The sequence below is a fragment of the Pseudalkalibacillus sp. JSM 102089 genome (genome assembly GCF_041366475.1).
Lineage (GTDB): Bacteria > Bacillota > Bacilli > Bacillales > Guptibacillaceae > Guptibacillus > Guptibacillus hwajinpoensis_B.
In genome coordinates this window covers 178,178-193,775 of sequence record NZ_JBEWYW010000003.1, presented here as the reverse complement: position 1 = coordinate 193,775, position 15,598 = coordinate 178,178, and the positions used below count along the sequence as shown (strand labels likewise).

The following is a 15,598-nucleotide window of genomic DNA, read 5'->3' as shown; positions in this document are numbered from 1 at the left end:
TAGACCGAGTCAGTTTTTTTTATGTGGTTTTTATTAGTATTTTATAGCTATTAGTAAATGGTATGCTATTGAAAGAAGAGTTAATGTTGATGAGGAGGAAGTTAATGGTGTCTGATTCAAACAAATCATTTTCGCGCATAGCTGCAGTAGATAATGCGATCGACTTGCTATTGTTATTAAGTAATAACAAAGAGAGAAGTATTCGTGAACTTGGAGAGTATTTAAATCTTACGAAAAGTACGCTACACAGAACTTTACAAACACTTGAGAATCGAGGTTTTGTGAAACAAGATTCGATTACTAAAAAATATTCACTAGGTTATAAAATTCTTGAACTTAGCATTAATTTAAAAAGTCAAAATGAATTAAGAAATCTAGCATTGACCTATATGAAGGAATTACGAGACCGTTTAGGAGATACTGTCCAATTAGCTATATTAAACGAAGGGGAAATTCTCATTATTGAAACGGTAGAAGGTACGAAAGAACTTAGGGTTTTCTCTAAGGCAGGTCAAACTTTACCACTTACCTACGGAAATTTCGGAAAAATCTTCTTATCCCATATGGAGGAGAGGGCCATTCTCCACAATATAGAAAAAAGTCCACTCAAGTCATATGCCTCGAATTCAATTGTTAATAAGGAAGCTTATTTAGAGGAACTGAAGATTGTAAAAGAACGGGGGATTTCCGTTAGTATTGACGATCCAATTGATGGAGCGATTAGTATGGCTGTTCCTATTTTCAATCAAGGAGGGAGGGTGATTGCATCCCTATCAATTGTTGGAGCGAAGACTCCTCATCTTGTGGAGAATAGATTAGAAATAGAAGATCTTATGAAACAAACTGGAGCAAAGATAACTGAAAAAGTGAATCGGTCTTAACTGTTTTATTATTAGAATATGTCATCCTATAGAATAATTAGTTCAAAAAATATATGCATTTGTTTGGGGGACTCGGTTTGATCTATGAAATGAAAACAAGAGAACAGTTACTGGAGACATATGAAATTATGAAAGAGCTTAGGTCGCATTTAGATGAAGAAACTTTTCTTAGTTTAGTAGAAGAAGCTCGAATAAAGGATATGTACCGACTTTTTGCTCTTTACGAAGGGGATGAAATCGTTGCGGTGACTGGATTTAAGCCAATGATTACACTTTACTACGGACGATTTGTTTGGGTATGTGATCTTGTCACTAGTGAACAACACCGTTCGAAAGGGCATGGTGAAAAGCTGCTATCTTTTGTTGAAGAGTGGGCAATTGAAAGTGGATATGGTGCAGTGGCTCTTTCCTCAGGCATTGCTAAAAAGAAGGCTCATCGCTTTTATCAAGAAAAGATGGCGTATGATCAGGTAAGCTATGTGTTTAAAAAGGTATTGAAGTCATAAAGTCAGATCTTAGTAGGTTTGTTTCACTGAATGCTATACTTGGTTATAAGACAAATGAAGGATGTGGCAAAGACGTGAGAAGACTAGGGAAAACAAACTATGAGATTTCTCCGATCGGCCTCGGAACGTGGCAATTTAGTCAAGGGAGCGGCTTAATTGGAAGCTATTTCTCTACGATTTCAGAAGCCGATATGGACGCGATTGTGAAAACGAGCTTAGATGGCGGGATTAACTGGTTCGACACAGCGGAAGCTTATGGAAAGGGAAAGTCGGAAGAAGCCCTTGCTGGAGCATTAAATCGTCTTGGAATAAAAGAAGAAGAAGCGCTAATTGCGACAAAGTGGTGGCCACTCTTGCGTACAGCAGGATCGATTACAGGAACGATTCAAAAACGGAAAGATGCATTAAAAGGTCGTCGTATTGATCTTCATCAAGTGCATCAACCGTTTTCTTTTTCTTCGCCAGAAAAGGAGATGAAACAAATGGCTTCGCTCGTTAAAGAGGGCCATATTGGCGCTGTTGGTGTAAGTAACTTTAATCGCAATAAAATGGATCGTGCAATTCAAGAGTTGAACCGTCACGGGCGGAGCCTTGCTTCTAACCAAATGAAGTATAGCTTACTCGATAGAAGAATTGAAACGAACGGTGTACTCGATCTTGCGAAGCAGCACGGAGTAACAATCATTGCCTATTCTCCACTCGAACAGGGAATTTTAACTGGAAAGTTCCATGATCATCCCGACTTAGCAGCAAACCTTTCAGGACCGAGAAAGCATATGTCCCAGTTTAAACCACAGGGATTAGCTAGAACGCTGCCACTTATTAATGTGTTAAAAGAGATTGGGAATGCTTATGGAATTGGAGCAGGCCAGGTGGCGTTAAACTGGCTCGTTCATTTTCATGGGGACACGGTTGTAGCGATCCCAGGTGCTTCGAAATTAAAGCATGCAGAAGATAATGTGAAAGTGCTAGGATTTAAGCTTACACAAGATGAGATGAAGAAAATTGATGAAGAGTCAAGAAAAGTTGCGAAGATGTAAAAGGAACATGTAAAAGCCGCACTCAAAGTGGGGTGCGGCTTTTAGTCGACTATATTTTTTCGACTAATTCAAATCCGATATAATCTAGAGCGGATTCAAGGTTTTGGACGGTTTTAAAACGAGGAAGCTGTTCATTCGCTACTTCTTGTTGGGCGATCGAAGGTGTAACTCCTGTAATGATTGTTTCAATTCCCATCAGTTGTATGGATTGAAAGAGATCGCCAAGAATTGTTGGGAAATACCCATCTACAATTTTTAAGCCTGATAAATCAACGATAAAATAATCAATTTGGTTACTTGCCCCATATTGAAGAACTTGTTTAATAATGTTCTCCGCTCTTCTCTCATCAATCACGCCCTGCAAGGTTAATATAGAGATTCCTTTTGTGATAGGAACAATAGGTACGCTTAAGAAATCCATATTATACTTCGTTTGATCAAGCTCGATCATGTACGAAAGAATTTCAGCCATTGATTTTAAATAAGTAATATCCTCTTCATTAAATTCCTTCTCTTCTTTATCCATCACACAAAGCGTTCCAAAAATCTTTCCGTTCGTATCTGTTAGTGAAACACCGAGAAATCCTTTTACCTTTAGTTGTGAAGTTACTTCTAGCTGTCTCGTGATTTCATCATGTGCTAAGTTAGCTGTATGCATGACGCTTTTTTCATTATTAATAATCAACCGACAGTATGTACCACTATACTCCACAGCGTATCCTTCAGGAATGATTTCTTCCTTTTCATTGTAAGAGCTTACAACGGTCATTGCATTGTTACCGCGTTTTGTTACATAAGCGGTATTTACGTTTAAACGGTCACTTATCAATCTAAATAATCGTTTGGATGCGGTTTTAAGTGAATAAAACTCTGTAGAGTCTAAATTGTATTCATTCTGCATGGAAAGCTACTCTCCTTATAACGATTATCTGAGTCGTCGAGTGTCCCTTACATTCTATAATAGAGGTGGGGAGAGGATCAAATTGTTGGAACTTTTCAGTAATCAAAACGTATGACTAGTAACGATGGGAGAGAGTGTATATGAAAGAGCGACCTCGAATAAAAATTGAAAAGTCATCCGTTCAGAAGGGGTTTGATGTTGCAGCCATTACCTTTCTTCTTCTAAGTATTGTCTATATTTCGCTCGAATGGGGTAGCATACCGAATCAAGTTCCAATCCATTTTAATGCTTCTGGTATAGCGGATAATTGGGGACCAAAGGGTACTATTATTTTGTTGCCAATGATGGGAGCTTTTCTCTGGGGAGGTCTCACGGTCCTTGAGCGCTTTCCTCATAAGTACAATTACATTGTGAAAATAACAGATGGCAATGCAGCTCTACAATACAGAAGTGCAGTTGTGCTCATGCGCTTTTTGAAAAATACGATTGCGCTATTCTTTTCGTATGTGACGGTAGAAAGTGTACAATTGGCAAAGGGGATCGAGGAAGGTCTGTCTGGATGGGTGATGCCTCTCTTTCTTACGATGATTTTTGGTGCGATTATTCTCTATATTGTGCATTCTATTAAGTGGAGATAGAGAATAAAAGGAAATACTTCGAATGATGAACAGTAAAGCGCATACAGGAAAAAATCGTGAACAATTTGATGATTTTTCATCAGAATTCCAAAAAAAGTCTGCAGAAATTGAGCTTCCGTGTATGGTATAGTGGAGGAGAAGTTTAAACTAAATACATATGTAAATGTTTCATACACAGTTGTATTGTGAATGGACCATTCGTGGGATAAACGAAAGATAAAGGAGCTACGCTATGCTACGCCATGAAGAAGATGTGAAAGTGTTCGCTTTGAACTCAAATCCGGAGTTGGCTCAAGAAATTGTAGAGACACTTGGGGTTAAAGTTGGAAATTGTTCCGTCAAACGCTTTAGTGACGGTGAAATCCACATGAACGTTGAGGAAAGCATCCGTGGTTGCGATACATACCTTGTACAATCCATCGCAGGCTCAGGAAACGATTATTTGATGGAGCTCTTGATTATGATTGATGCATTAAAACGAGCATCAGCCAAAACCATTAATGTTGTGCTACCGTATTATGGATATGCAAGACAGGATCGAAAGACAGGACCTAGACAGCCGATCACTGCAAAATTGATTGCGAACATGCTAGAACGTTCAGGCGCAACGCGCGTGTTAACCATTGATTTGCATGCCAACCAAATTGAAGGATTTTTCAATATTCCAGTTGACCAAGTTTCTGGTATTCCAATCCTTGCTGAATATTTTGAGAACAAGAATTTAGAAAATGTTGTTGTTGTGGCACCAGACAATAGCAGTGCGCTTCGTGCACGTAAATTAGGGTCCATGCTAGATGCGCCAATCGCTTTGATTGATCGTCGTTCTTATGACACGGGAGAACCATCCACTGTGAATGTTATTGGAGATGTTCAAGGAAAAACAGCGATTATTATTGATGATATGATTGATACTGGAAGAAACGTTACGTTTACTTCACGTATCCTTGAAGAAAACGGTGTGAAGGACGTCTACGCGACATTTACCCACGCTGTTCTTTCTGGTCACGCAACGGAAGAAATTGCTGAATCGAACATTAAAGAAGTGGTTGTAACGAATACCATCTCACTTCCGGATTCAGAAGATCTTGAGAAAATTAAAGTTCTATCGATTGCGCCACTACTTGCTGAAGCGATTCGAATCGTTCAAGAAAAGCTTTCGATTAGTCAAATACGCTAACATGATGAAGGGAACTGTTGACTCAGTTCTCTTTTTTTTTTTTGGATATGTTAATGAATGTTGTTGATTTTGGTCATCAGAGAGCTGAAAGGTGAGTGAAACAAAAAATTCATTCAACGAGTCAAAATCGAGGGATCAACAAAATACGCTAACATAGCTTTTTGGTTGCGGCATTTCGAATTAGGGGTAACTCAGGATTGCGAGTCACTCCCGTCATCGACTTTTATTAAACTTGCTTGAATGATATAACGATCTGGTGCGGAACCGAGATAATCAAATGGATAGCACGTGGTGAGTGTGAGAGTGGGGGAATTCTTATCCACAATAACGCTACGATCATGCTCGTCTGTAATCCACGTTTTGCGGATTTGATATTCATATGTTGTATCGTCTAATGTGAGGTAAAGACGATCACCTTTTTTTAGTTGATCAAGATCGTCAAAAACGGTATCGCGGTGTCCTGCAAGTGCAGTGTGGCCTGCTTGACTTGGTAAAGTTGTGAACTCTGTGTCATACATACCAACTCCCTGTTTCAACGTTTGTTCATCGGTTCCCCAATAGATCGGGTAGAGATATCCTAATTGAGGGATCGTTAATTCACCGATTTTTTCCCCTGTTTTCGCATGAAATGCTTCACTTGATGGAGTAGCATCACTTGTCTGAATCACTTCTCGATTAACTGTCTTTTGATAATCAGTTTCCTCCCAATTCCTTGAAATAGCCTGGGCTTTTTCAGGTTGAAAGGTTGCGACACTCTTCTGACTCCACCATTCATATCCGCTCCATCCGGTTATGATTATGCCGATTAAAATGAGTAACATACTGAGCTTCTTTACCAACAGTAATCACCTTCTTTAGAAATCGAGATAGGCGTTCGCCTATCTCGCTGGGATGGTATGTGCATTAAGAGTGGACGCGTCTTTTTAAAAGTAGAAGAGAGCCGAATGCGGCGATGGCAAGTCCAAGCAACATATAAACAGGATAGCTTGTAGCTGTATCGGCCATTTCAGCACCTTCGCTGTCAGCTGCTTCTGAGCTTTCTTCGCTTGTCATCTCTTCATCGGAAGATTCGCCGCCTGATGTAGCTTCTTCATCAGATGAAGTAGAGCCGCTATAGGAATGAGTTTCACAAGCTTCACCATCATTGTCACGGTCAAGGCCGCTTGGGTCCGCATCAGGATCGTTGCTTTCATAATAATTTTGCGCTTCTTCTTGAGAAGAGAAATCATCGCAATTCTTATCATCAGCCGCATACCCAACGTTCGTAAATCCAAATACCAATAAGAAAGTTGCTAACAAAGAAACGAGTTTTTTCATCTTCTTCCTCCCCGGATTAAGTATTTTTTTGCCATCCCTTATTATATGGTAACAGCTTCCAGTAGATTGGTCATGTAATATGTCAGAATAAATAGAATAAAGAGAATATTTTACTATGGTTAGAAAACGAGTTTCAGTATAGAAGGGGATACCTGGGAATTTTAATTCTTCCAGTGATTAAGTGATCTATGCTGATATTACTTCCGTTAGCTTTGTATAAAGAGAAACTTCTCTAGGCAGGGAAGTTAGGCGGAAAAGGAGATGGGTCGAGTGAAGAGACTATCACTTACTATGGGGCTTACCTGTTTATTAGCGCTAGGTGCATGTTCAGGAACGGGGGATGAGTCTAGTGGAGGGAATGATGCCATCAGTTCTAGTATGAACAGTGAAGAGACTGGTAGTATGTCGAAGAATGAGGAGGCTGAGTCTTCAGAGGAAGAACAAATGGATGAGTCTTCCCTTAAGGTTATGATCTCTGAAGAGAAGACAGATGAGCACGAAGGTCATGGTGCACACGTTAGCATCTCTCTTAAGAACAATGAGATAAATCCAGGTGTTCTGATGACAACAATTACTGAAGAGGAAGAGCTCCTTACAGAAGCCAATGTACGTTTTGAATACTGGAAAGAAGGAGAGGAAAAGCATACCTACACAGAAACGGAAGAGAACGGTGAAGGCATGTATAAGGGGCGATCAGAAATCTCCGATCTGGGAACGTACAAGCTGAAAGTTCATGTTGAGAAGGGGGAAGAGCTTCATACACATAAACCTTATGTGCTTGAAGTCACGGAGAAATAAGCGTGAAAAGGAAAAGGCGCAGTGGAGTAAATCCACTGCGCCTTTTTTCGACATTTATTGAGTTTATTCGGGCGGTGACAGGCACCACTACCCCTTCAATACTTGATCAATTGCGTAAGCAACGCCGTGCTCGGTGTAATCTTTTGTGACCCAGTTTGCGGCTTCTTTGACGCGGTCTTGCGCGTTACCCATTGCGACACCAAAGCCAGCTTCGCGGATCATCGCAATGTCATTCATGCTATCGCCAACGGCCATGACATTCTCCATTGAAAGGTCAAGCCAGTCGCAAACTTTCATGAGTGCTGCAGCTTTATTAACGCCAGATGGATTGATTTCAAGGTTTGTTGGGCTTGAATTCGTCACTTCAAACGCCTCATTCGCTGTTACTTCATCTGTAATGATTTTGCGAATATCATCGTCTTTAATATCAAAGCCAAATTTCAACCATGTGTAGTCATTGATTTCTCGGTCAAACGGCTTTTGTGTATTAAATACACCTTCTGTTGTAGATGACCAGAAATACACATCATGCTTCACTTTTAGTTCCCACAAACGTTCAACAAGTTCATAATCCAGGTGAGAGCTATCAACTAGGTTTAGTTCTTTATCAAAAATCTGTCCGCCGTTTACTGTAACTAAGTAAGCGGAGTGTCCAAGTTGTTCTGCGATATCACGGCAGAAAGGCAGTGAGCGTCCTGTGCTCAACACGACGTGAATGCCTTTCTCTTTCGCGCGCTGAACAGCCGCTTCATTTTCTTCTGACACGTCTCCGTCATGATTGACAAGAGTGCCATCCATATCTAATGCAATTAGTTTGATTTCTTTTTCCATCTCTACCACTCCTATTTTTCGCTAACTCTATTTTAATACACTTTTGTGTCGAACTGTAGTCATGAAGCCTAAGACCTAATTATTCATTAAATGATTATAACATGATTGGGACTATGAGGTTAGAAAGGCGAGGTATTAGAACTTTACCTATTTACTTCAGGAGAGGGCGTAATAATATTTTCTTTCGCTAATCGGAAAATAGATGAAAAATTTTAAATTTTTTCAACGTATTTCAGGAAAAAAACTAAAGAAAAATTTCAAAAAACAAGTTTTATCGTTTCTTTTTCGAGGAACTGAAAAAGTGGACTGTTCGTATCACCAATTTGGTGAAGCAGCTGCCTCATTAGCTGAGGAATCATAAAAACCAAAGAGGTGAAAGAAATGAATCCTGAACAAATTGGATTCGCGTTGTTGTATATCGGTGTTTTTCTTCTAATAGGGAAGATCATTCGTTTGAAAGTAAAGGTCTTACAGAACTTATTCCTACCTTCCTCCATTATCGGTGGATTTGTTGCATTGCTTCTCGGGCCACAGGTGCTAGGGAAAATTATGCTGAACTTCGTTTCTGAAGATCATTTTCTCGCAAATGGAATTATGACGGGAACCATTATAGAAGTATGGTCAGCATTACCAGGTTTAATGATTAATGTTGTCTTTGCATCACTATTTCTTGGAGCCACGATGCCAAAGCTCCGCGATATTTGGACATTCGGTGGTCCACAGCTAGCATTCGGCTGGGCTATTGGCTGGGGGCAATATGTGATCGGTTTACTTGTCGCCCTTCTCATCTTAACCCCATTTTTTGATATACCGGCTATGGCTGGTGCGCTGATTGAAGTAGCGTTCGAAGGGGGCCACGGTACTGCTGCAGGTATGGCAAGTACATTTGAAGAGCTCGGATTTGAGGAGGCCTTTGACCTCGCTATTGGTCTAGCGACAGTAGGTGTGCTTTCAGGTGTTATCTTCGGTATTATACTGATTAACTGGGCCGTTCGTAGAGGTAAAACAAAAGTAATCAAAGACGTGAATGGCTTCTCTGATCTTCGTAAGCAGGGCATTATGGAATATCAAAATCGTGAGCCAGCGGGTAAAATGACGACTCGTCCTGAATCAATTGAACCTCTATCGTTTCACTTATCGATTGTAATGCTTGCGATTCTGATCGGTTGGTTAATTCTTCAGGGATTAATTGGTCTAGAGAGTATTACGATTACAAACTGGACAGGCTCAAGCTTCATGAAGTATATACCGCTATTCCCGATCGCGATGTTCGGTGGTATTATTCTTCAAGTCTTCTTCAGCAAGAAAGATAAATACAATCTTGTTGATCGTCGTATGATTAATCGTATACAAGGACTTGCGCTTGATGTGTTAATCATCACAGCCATCGCAACGGTTTCCCTTGATGTCATCGGTGAGTATCTCGTGCCATTCTTAATTTTGGCTATAGCAGGTATTTCCTGGAACTTATTTGGTTTCCTTACACTTGCTCCAAAAATCATTCCAGACTACTGGTTTGAACGAGGCATCGGTGATTTTGGTCAATCAATGGGTGTTACAGCAACAGGATTGCTACTGATGCGCATCGTTGATCCTGAGAATGAATCACCAGCATTTGAAGCATTTGGTTACAAGCAGCTCGTTTATGAACCGTTCCTTGGCGGTGGACTAGTAACGGCGCTATCTGTACCATTTATCGTTCAATTTGGTGCGGTAGCCGGCCTGATTTTCTCGATCATTATGGTGATCTTAGGAATCGTTTCAGGTATTTTCTACTTCGGTAAAGGAAAGCATATTAAGAATAAATAATAGCGCTGTTGAGAAAGACCATCTCTGTTCGAAGGAGATGGTCTTTTGTTTTTTTGAAATGGTATTTTCTCAGTAGGGACTAGATAGAGAATGCAAAAAAGAATAAAATGATAGGAAATCGGTTAGGGAGGTGGAGAATATGGATGAGTTAACGCAGGCCGTTTGTGAGAAACGCATTTATACGGAGGAAGCCAATACACATGAGCATATGTATGGTCAATTTTTATTTCCGTTAAAAGGGTTGCTATCAATGGAAACAGATAACGGTATGTTAGAGCTTGATGGGAATCATGCATTCTATTTAGCCCCATCTCGTCGTCATACTTTTTCCTCCTCTTCCCACAATGAATGTCTTACATTGGATATTCCGAGTCATTATTTCTCTGGTTCCCTCACAAGCTTAGAGGAACAGTATATTGATTTAAATGAACAGTGGAAATCTATCCGATATTTGCTTTTAGAAGAGGCGTATCAAGATCGTTCTTCAGCAGCTTTAACTCAATTAGTACGATTCATTGGCACAAAGCTAAAGAAGAACCGGTATGCTTCTGTTCAATACATTCATGATCACTTTGCTTCAAAAGTGGACCTAGAACTCTTAGCGAAAATCGAACATTATCATCCATCTTACTATTCAGCCTGGTTTAAGAAGGTAACAGGTAAAAAAGTAAGCACTTATATTCATCATGTTCGCTTAGAAGAATCCAAACGCTTATTGCTGGAAACGAGCTGGTCGATTACTAACATAAGCCAAGAGGTCGGTTATGAATACCCTTCCTCCTTTACCCGTTTATTCGTGCAATATACAGGATGCTCTCCTCAGCACTATCGAAAGATCATGAAATTGGACAAAAAGGAGCTTCATTCATGATAAGCATCTCTGAGAAATCTCCCTTATGATAAACATATGGACTTCAGATTCAGAGGGGGAAGAGGATGCAACATAGAAAATCTGTCGTATTGATTATTGTAGGTGCTATGCTATGGGGAACAACTGGTACGGCGCAATCTTTTGCGCCGCTTGCAAGTCCGATTGCGATTGGAGCGATTCGTCTTGCATTTGGCGGACTAACCCTATTAGTGCTTTTATTCGTTCAAAGAAAACTGTTGATAAGCAGTAAATCGATTCCATACATTATCGCCGCATCTATCGCTATGGCCGCTTACCAACCACTTTTTTTCTCGGCTGTTTTACAGACAGGAGTGGCAATTGGAACAGTGGTAGCGATTGGGAGTGCGCCGGTTTTCTCAGGGATACTAGAATGGCTCATACAAAAGCAAATTCCGGAGAAAAAGTGGTGGCTCTCCACTGGACTTTCTATTCTCGGCTGTGCTTTATTAGTCTCCAATGGAGATAGTATACGTGTAGATCTTATTGGGATTGTTATGGCGTTTGGTGCTGGACTATCTTTTGCTGTTTATACATTAATTAGTAAAAGGTTAGTTAGAACGTATTTACCAGATACTATTGTAGCGGTTGTTTTTACACTAAGCGCTCTCTTACTCTCGCCACTTCTCTTTTTCTATGATCTGTCGTGGCTTCTGGAGATAAATGGGTTATTAGTTGCCCTCCATTTGGGTATCTTAGCGACCGGGTTAGCTTATCTATTGTATGCGAGAGGATTAGTAGGAGTATCGTCTGCTACAGCTGTAACGCTCTCATTAACAGAGCCCTTAACCGCCTCACTACTCGGCGTTTTAATTGTAGGAGAGGTACTTTCTCTTATGTCTTGGATCGGAATTGGGTTACTATTTGGTGGGTTAACAATCTTATCGCTTCCTTCGAAAAAGCAGCATCGGGGCTCTCTATCTCTATGAGAGCCAATATAAATCTCCATTCATTTTCTTAGTATAAAACCTTTCTAAATGAAAGAGCTTTAGAAAAGAAGAGATGATGGTGAAAAAATCCAACTTGAGAGTCTCAAAAATGAGAGGCTCTTTTTTTGTGAATAATTTCTTGAAAAATTAGAAATTTATACCTATTCCCTGTATAATTAACAGAATATATAGAATTATCGAGTAGTCCTTTAAATTCTTCAAAGGAGGCATCAATGTATATGGCCACTTCCCATAATCGCCTTCAACCAAAAACCATCAACCCGCCTTCGCTCCAAGATATTTGGATCGCTAAGAAGCGCATTGCATCATTTATTAAAACAACTCCTCTTGTTCAATCAGAAAGACTTTCAAGTGTAAGTGATACGGCGGCTTATCTTAAATTAGAAAACCTTCAGGAAACGGGTTCGTTTAAATTACGGGGAGCAGCCAATAAGATTCTGAGTTTGTCAGAGGAAGAACGGAAGAAAGGTGTTACGACGTTCTCTACCGGTAATCACGGATTAGCGGTTGCTTATGTAGCAAGGCAGCTTGGAGTGAAAGCACATATTTGCATTTCGAATCGCGTTCCTATAAATAAAGTAAAGAAGCTTAGTGAGATGGGAGCGGAAGTGCGACAGGCTGGTCAAAATCAAGATGATGCTGAGGCGTTTAGCTATGAACTGCGTGATCGGGAAGGGATGACGGTCATTAAACCATTCGATGATCCTGAAGTCATCGCTGGACAGGGAACGATTGCACTTGAACTACTTGAAGAACTTCCGAACCTCGATACGTGCGTGATCCCTTTGTCAGGAGGAGGCCTTCTATCAGGAATTGCACTCGGATTGAAAGCGGCTAATCCGAACATTCAAGTGATCGGGGTTTCAATGAAGCGTGCAGCTGTGATGTACGAAAGCATTCGCGCGACTCGTCCAGTTATTATGCCTGAAGAAACTACGCTAGCCGATAGTTTACTAGGCGGTATAGGAGCGGATAATCGATACACGTTCACGATGGTGAGGAATTATGTGGATGATATCGTGTTGCTTTCAGAAGAAGAGATTGCGCGAGGCATGTCCTTTTTATTCCGACACCATCAGATTGGAGTTGAAGGAGCTGCAGCAACAGCTGTTTCAGTCCTTTTACATAAAAAAACGAGAAAGATAGGGTTGAGAACAGCGGCGCTTGTAAGCGGGAGTAATGTGGATGTTGACCGGTTGCTAGAGGTCATCTCCACACATAAGGGTGATGAAGATGGCTGTTAATCTTGGGGAAATCACAGCGTTACCAATGCTTGCGGATGCAAGAGTCCTTTCTGGAAAGTCTCGTCTTGAACAGAAACAAGTTGAGTGGGTCTCAGTGATTGAGACACCTGTGGAAAATTTTGTGCGTCAGCATGAGTTTGTTCTTTCCACTGGCGTGGGACTTGGCAACGATTCAGATGCTTTGCTTCGTTTTGTCGAGGATGTTTATGAATCAGGCGCGTCAGCCCTTGCCCTTGCGACAGGTCGACATTTATACGATATTCCAAAACGAGTGATTTCCTTCGCAGAACAGAGAGGTTTTGTCCTTATTGAAATGACCTGGGAAATTCGGTTTTCCGATGTTATTCATTCTTGTATGGAGAAAATTAATCACTATCAGCAGGAAGAGCTGAAGCGATCAGAAGAGGTACAGCAACGTCTCTTAGAAATGGTTCTTCAAGGCGGAAGCTGCTCAGATATAGCTCGTTATGTTCATAAACATCTTGGTTCTCCTGTCCTGATTACTGACCCTTTAGGAAGAGTGAAAGGCAAAGCAGGGTGTACCACTGAACATGTTACTCATTGGCAACGCCACTGTGAGTGTCATGTGACCGTTGTTCATGATGGAAATCTTCATCCTCTTCATAAAAAAATGGAGAAAATCGTCATTGGCGATACTCCTGGGCTGTTGATGAGAATTCAGTCTGCAGGTAAGGAACAGGGTCAAATGGTGATATTTTCCGTCAATCATCCGAACAATTTGGATACGAATCTTCTTGAGCATGCCACGACTGCTGCAGCCCTTTCTTTTCTAAAAGACAGCGCGATCGAAGAGACAGAAATGCGATTAAAGGATGATTTTATTCTAAGTTTAGCAAATGGAGAATTTGTATCAAAAGAGCGTCTTCTTTCGAGAGGGAAACTTCTCGGATATAACCTCACGCTCCCTTATGTTTGTGTTGTAGGAGAGCTGGATAATCTGGAGGAGCTGTTCAGAAAGAATAAAGAAGGATTTGCTTCGTATCAACACTGGTTTGAAAGCATGATCTATTATGTGAGCGAGGAAATTCTTGTTGCTGGAGAAACGATTCAGAAGAGAATTCTTACCACCGTTCAAGAATCGAAGCTACTTATCTTTCTAGAAACGACTCCTGGAACGAATGAACTTGTGAATCAATACCTCGACTTATTGGAGAGGAGGTTGAGTCGATTGCTTCCTGGCGTCTTGCTGACGTGGGGGATCGGGCAGCATGGTGATGGCGTGATTGTTTTTGAAGAGAGCTACAGTAAAGCATGCGTAGCACTAGAGCTTGGAAGAAAACAAAAAGGCGTGGGCAGTCGCATAGATTATGAAGATACGAAAATCAATCGGTTGTTGCAACGTCTCTCGTACGATAAGGATGTGCAGGAGGTTACGATGTCAACGATCACCCCGCTTGTTGATTACGATGAGAAGCGAAAGATGGATCTTATCGGTACGTTCACTGCCTATCATTTAAATAATGGGAACGTAAGTCAAACCGCTCGAAAGCTCAATCTTCATAGGCAGTCTCTTCTGTATCGACTACGAAAAATTGAATCGTTGACAAGGCTATCTTTAATGAATCCTGATGACGTGTTTTTACTTGATTTAAGCATCAAAATTTGGTCGGTTGGGTTAAGAGATTCCGACGTTTTAAAGGAGGGACGCTTTTGACTTCCACCGAATTAAGTCATGATCACTTGAAGCTGAATGAATTGAGCTATATCAAGATAAATGCGCTTCTGCTTCTAGCTATTATTCCGCTATCAATCATTGGCTACTCTCTAGCGGTATCGGACGAATCGTTGTTTTTTGTTTACGAATGGTCCCTTGTTGTCCTACTTTCTTGTACTTTCCTATTGTCGATTGTTACTGCTTTCGTTTACAAGAGCTCATTAATATGGCTATCACTCTCTTTTTTAGCTTTCATACTTCAGTTTGCAGTGTTCTGTCTATTTCTAGGCCCTTACACATTTTATCCGCTCTTCTTTGCTTACTATGCAGTGGCTGCTATTTCGATTATTATTTCCATCATTACTTTTAAAAAAGGTCTACCTTATAGGTTTATTACGTTGATTTTCATGATTGTAACGGTCATTATGACATTTTATATGATTCTATTGCACAGCCTATGGGGAGTGAACTGGATTTAAGAGCTGTCTTATTTGAACATACTTTAAACTTTATGGAGGCGAATGAGTGATGGCGACTGCGAAAGGCAAGTTACTTCAGGAGTTTAACGAGGCATTTATACGAGGAGATAAGGAAATTGTTTTAAATAGTGTGACAGATGATATTAAGTGGAATATGGTAGGCGAAGACGAAATTCGTGGAAAAGATGAATTCGAGAAAGCGTTTCAGGAGATGCCTCGAGAAGGAAAGACTGAATTGACCGTTAAGACGATCATTACGCATGGCATAACGGCCGCTGTCGAAGGAACAATTCATACAACGAATGACTTAGAAGAAAAGAAAGGCTATGCTTTCTGTGAAACCTATCGATTTAATAAATTCAAGGATGGAAGAATTAAAGAAATAACAACTTATATCATTGAAGTAAAATCGTAATGTTCAGAAGGTGGTACCCGGGCGAGGGTACTGCCTTTTTTTGTTTAC

17 protein-coding genes are annotated in these 15,598 nt (G+C 40.6%); 13 read left to right on the top strand and 4 right to left on the bottom strand.

The window, feature by feature from the left end:
• Positions 1-107: 107 nt before the first annotated feature.
• The 3 genes from ABVF21_RS09285 (at position 108) to ABVF21_RS09275 (ending at position 2,427) form a co-directional block, all read left to right on the top strand.
• A complete protein-coding gene (locus ABVF21_RS09285) occupies positions 108-881 on the top strand; it encodes an IclR family transcriptional regulator (RefSeq protein ID WP_371018088.1) in 774 nt (257 codons plus the stop codon).
• Between the two features lie 89 nt (positions 882-970).
• A complete protein-coding gene (locus ABVF21_RS09280) occupies positions 971-1,387 on the top strand; it encodes a GNAT family N-acetyltransferase (RefSeq protein WP_371018192.1) in 417 nt (138 codons plus the stop codon).
• Positions 1,388-1,461: 74 nt separating this feature from the next.
• Positions 1,462-2,427 (top strand): aldo/keto reductase, encoded by a 966-nt coding sequence (locus ABVF21_RS09275; RefSeq protein ID WP_303530090.1) that lies wholly within the window; start codon positions 1,462-1,464, stop codon positions 2,425-2,427.
• A gap of 49 nt (positions 2,428-2,476) precedes the next feature.
• Here the strand turns inward: ABVF21_RS09275 and ABVF21_RS09270 are convergent, their stop codons facing one another.
• Positions 2,477-3,328, bottom strand: coding sequence for an STAS domain-containing protein (locus tag ABVF21_RS09270; protein WP_303530089.1), 852 nt, complete (start codon positions 3,326-3,328; stop codon positions 2,477-2,479).
• A 140-nt stretch (positions 3,329-3,468) separates the two neighbouring features.
• On the opposite strand from ABVF21_RS09270, the gene ABVF21_RS09265 reads away from it, so the two are divergent.
• Both ABVF21_RS09265 and ABVF21_RS09260 read left to right on the top strand, forming a co-directional pair.
• A complete protein-coding gene (locus ABVF21_RS09265) occupies positions 3,469-3,966 on the top strand; it encodes a DUF1648 domain-containing protein (RefSeq protein WP_303530088.1) in 498 nt (165 codons plus the stop codon).
• A 232-nt stretch (positions 3,967-4,198) separates the two neighbouring features.
• Positions 4,199-5,143, top strand: a complete 945-nt coding sequence (locus ABVF21_RS09260; protein ID WP_303530086.1) for a ribose-phosphate diphosphokinase — start codon at positions 4,199-4,201, stop codon at positions 5,141-5,143.
• 191 nt (positions 5,144-5,334) lie between these two features.
• On the opposite strand, the gene ABVF21_RS09255 is transcribed toward ABVF21_RS09260, so the two are convergent.
• Positions 5,335-5,982: a class D sortase gene (locus ABVF21_RS09255; RefSeq protein ID WP_371018087.1), complete on the bottom strand. Its 648-nt coding sequence runs from the start codon at positions 5,980-5,982 to the stop codon at positions 5,335-5,337.
• Positions 5,983-6,046: 64 nt separating this feature from the next.
• Positions 6,047-6,460, bottom strand: a complete 414-nt coding sequence (locus ABVF21_RS09250) for an excalibur calcium-binding domain-containing protein (protein WP_303530082.1) — start codon at positions 6,458-6,460, stop codon at positions 6,047-6,049.
• A gap of 270 nt (positions 6,461-6,730) precedes the next feature.
• Here ABVF21_RS09250 and ABVF21_RS09245 point away from each other — a divergent pair, with 270 nt between their 5' ends.
• The gene (locus ABVF21_RS09245) at positions 6,731-7,258 is read left to right on the top strand and encodes a FixH family protein (protein ID WP_371018086.1); all 528 of its coding nucleotides are present in this window, start codon (positions 6,731-6,733) and stop codon (positions 7,256-7,258) included.
• An 87-nt stretch (positions 7,259-7,345) separates the two neighbouring features.
• On the opposite strand, the gene ABVF21_RS09240 is transcribed toward ABVF21_RS09245, so the two are convergent.
• Entirely contained in the window at positions 7,346-8,104 is a 759-nt protein-coding gene (locus ABVF21_RS09240; RefSeq protein ID WP_371018191.1) for a Cof-type HAD-IIB family hydrolase, read from the bottom strand.
• A 366-nt stretch (positions 8,105-8,470) separates the two neighbouring features.
• Between ABVF21_RS09240 and ABVF21_RS09235 the strand changes: the two genes are divergently transcribed.
• The 7 genes from ABVF21_RS09235 (at position 8,471) to ABVF21_RS09205 (ending at position 15,550) form a co-directional block, all read left to right on the top strand.
• The gene (locus tag ABVF21_RS09235) at positions 8,471-9,898 is read left to right on the top strand and encodes a sodium/glutamate symporter (RefSeq protein WP_303530078.1); all 1,428 of its coding nucleotides are present in this window, start codon (positions 8,471-8,473) and stop codon (positions 9,896-9,898) included.
• Positions 9,899-10,037: 139 nt separating this feature from the next.
• Complete coding sequence (locus ABVF21_RS09230; RefSeq protein WP_303530076.1) at positions 10,038-10,769, top strand: helix-turn-helix transcriptional regulator; 732 nt, start codon at positions 10,038-10,040, stop codon at positions 10,767-10,769.
• Positions 10,770-10,834: 65 nt separating this feature from the next.
• Positions 10,835-11,716, top strand: a complete 882-nt coding sequence (locus tag ABVF21_RS09225; protein WP_371018085.1) for an EamA family transporter — start codon at positions 10,835-10,837, stop codon at positions 11,714-11,716.
• Between the two features lie 239 nt (positions 11,717-11,955).
• A complete protein-coding gene (locus ABVF21_RS09220) occupies positions 11,956-12,981 on the top strand; it encodes a threonine/serine dehydratase (protein ID WP_303530072.1) in 1,026 nt (341 codons plus the stop codon).
• On the top strand, positions 12,971-14,656 hold the full coding sequence (locus ABVF21_RS09215; RefSeq protein WP_371018084.1) for a PucR family transcriptional regulator: 1,686 nt from the start codon (positions 12,971-12,973) through the stop codon (positions 14,654-14,656). The genes ABVF21_RS09220 and ABVF21_RS09215 overlap by 11 nt, the downstream gene beginning before the upstream one ends.
• The gene (locus ABVF21_RS09210; protein WP_371018083.1) at positions 14,653-15,135 is read left to right on the top strand and encodes a hypothetical protein; all 483 of its coding nucleotides are present in this window, start codon (positions 14,653-14,655) and stop codon (positions 15,133-15,135) included. The genes ABVF21_RS09215 and ABVF21_RS09210 overlap by 4 nt, the downstream gene beginning before the upstream one ends.
• Positions 15,136-15,184: 49 nt before the next feature.
• Positions 15,185-15,550 (top strand): nuclear transport factor 2 family protein, encoded by a 366-nt coding sequence (locus tag ABVF21_RS09205; RefSeq protein ID WP_371018082.1) that lies wholly within the window; start codon positions 15,185-15,187, stop codon positions 15,548-15,550.
• Positions 15,551-15,598: the final 48 nt, after the last annotated feature.

Coding starts and splice junctions, on each gene's coding strand:
- ABVF21_RS09280 (WP_371018192.1), top strand. CDS start 971: ATGAAAACAAGAGAACAGTTACTGGAGACATATGAAATTATGAAAGAG.
- ABVF21_RS09270 (WP_303530089.1), bottom strand. CDS start 3,328: ATGCAGAATGAATACAATTTAGACTCTACAGAGTTTTATTCACTTAAA.
- ABVF21_RS09265 (WP_303530088.1), top strand. CDS start 3,469: ATGAAAGAGCGACCTCGAATAAAAATTGAAAAGTCATCCGTTCAGAAG.
- ABVF21_RS09260 (WP_303530086.1), top strand. CDS start 4,199: ATGCTACGCCATGAAGAAGATGTGAAAGTGTTCGCTTTGAACTCAAAT.
- ABVF21_RS09250 (WP_303530082.1), bottom strand. CDS start 6,460: ATGAAAAAACTCGTTTCTTTGTTAGCAACTTTCTTATTGGTATTTGGA.
- ABVF21_RS09235 (WP_303530078.1), top strand. CDS start 8,471: ATGAATCCTGAACAAATTGGATTCGCGTTGTTGTATATCGGTGTTTTT.
- ABVF21_RS09230 (WP_303530076.1), top strand. CDS start 10,038: ATGGATGAGTTAACGCAGGCCGTTTGTGAGAAACGCATTTATACGGAG.
- ABVF21_RS09225 (WP_371018085.1), top strand. CDS start 10,835: ATGCAACATAGAAAATCTGTCGTATTGATTATTGTAGGTGCTATGCTA.
- ABVF21_RS09220 (WP_303530072.1), top strand. CDS start 11,956: ATGGCCACTTCCCATAATCGCCTTCAACCAAAAACCATCAACCCGCCT.
- ABVF21_RS09215 (WP_371018084.1), top strand. CDS start 12,971: ATGGCTGTTAATCTTGGGGAAATCACAGCGTTACCAATGCTTGCGGAT.
- ABVF21_RS09205 (WP_371018082.1), top strand. CDS start 15,185: ATGGCGACTGCGAAAGGCAAGTTACTTCAGGAGTTTAACGAGGCATTT.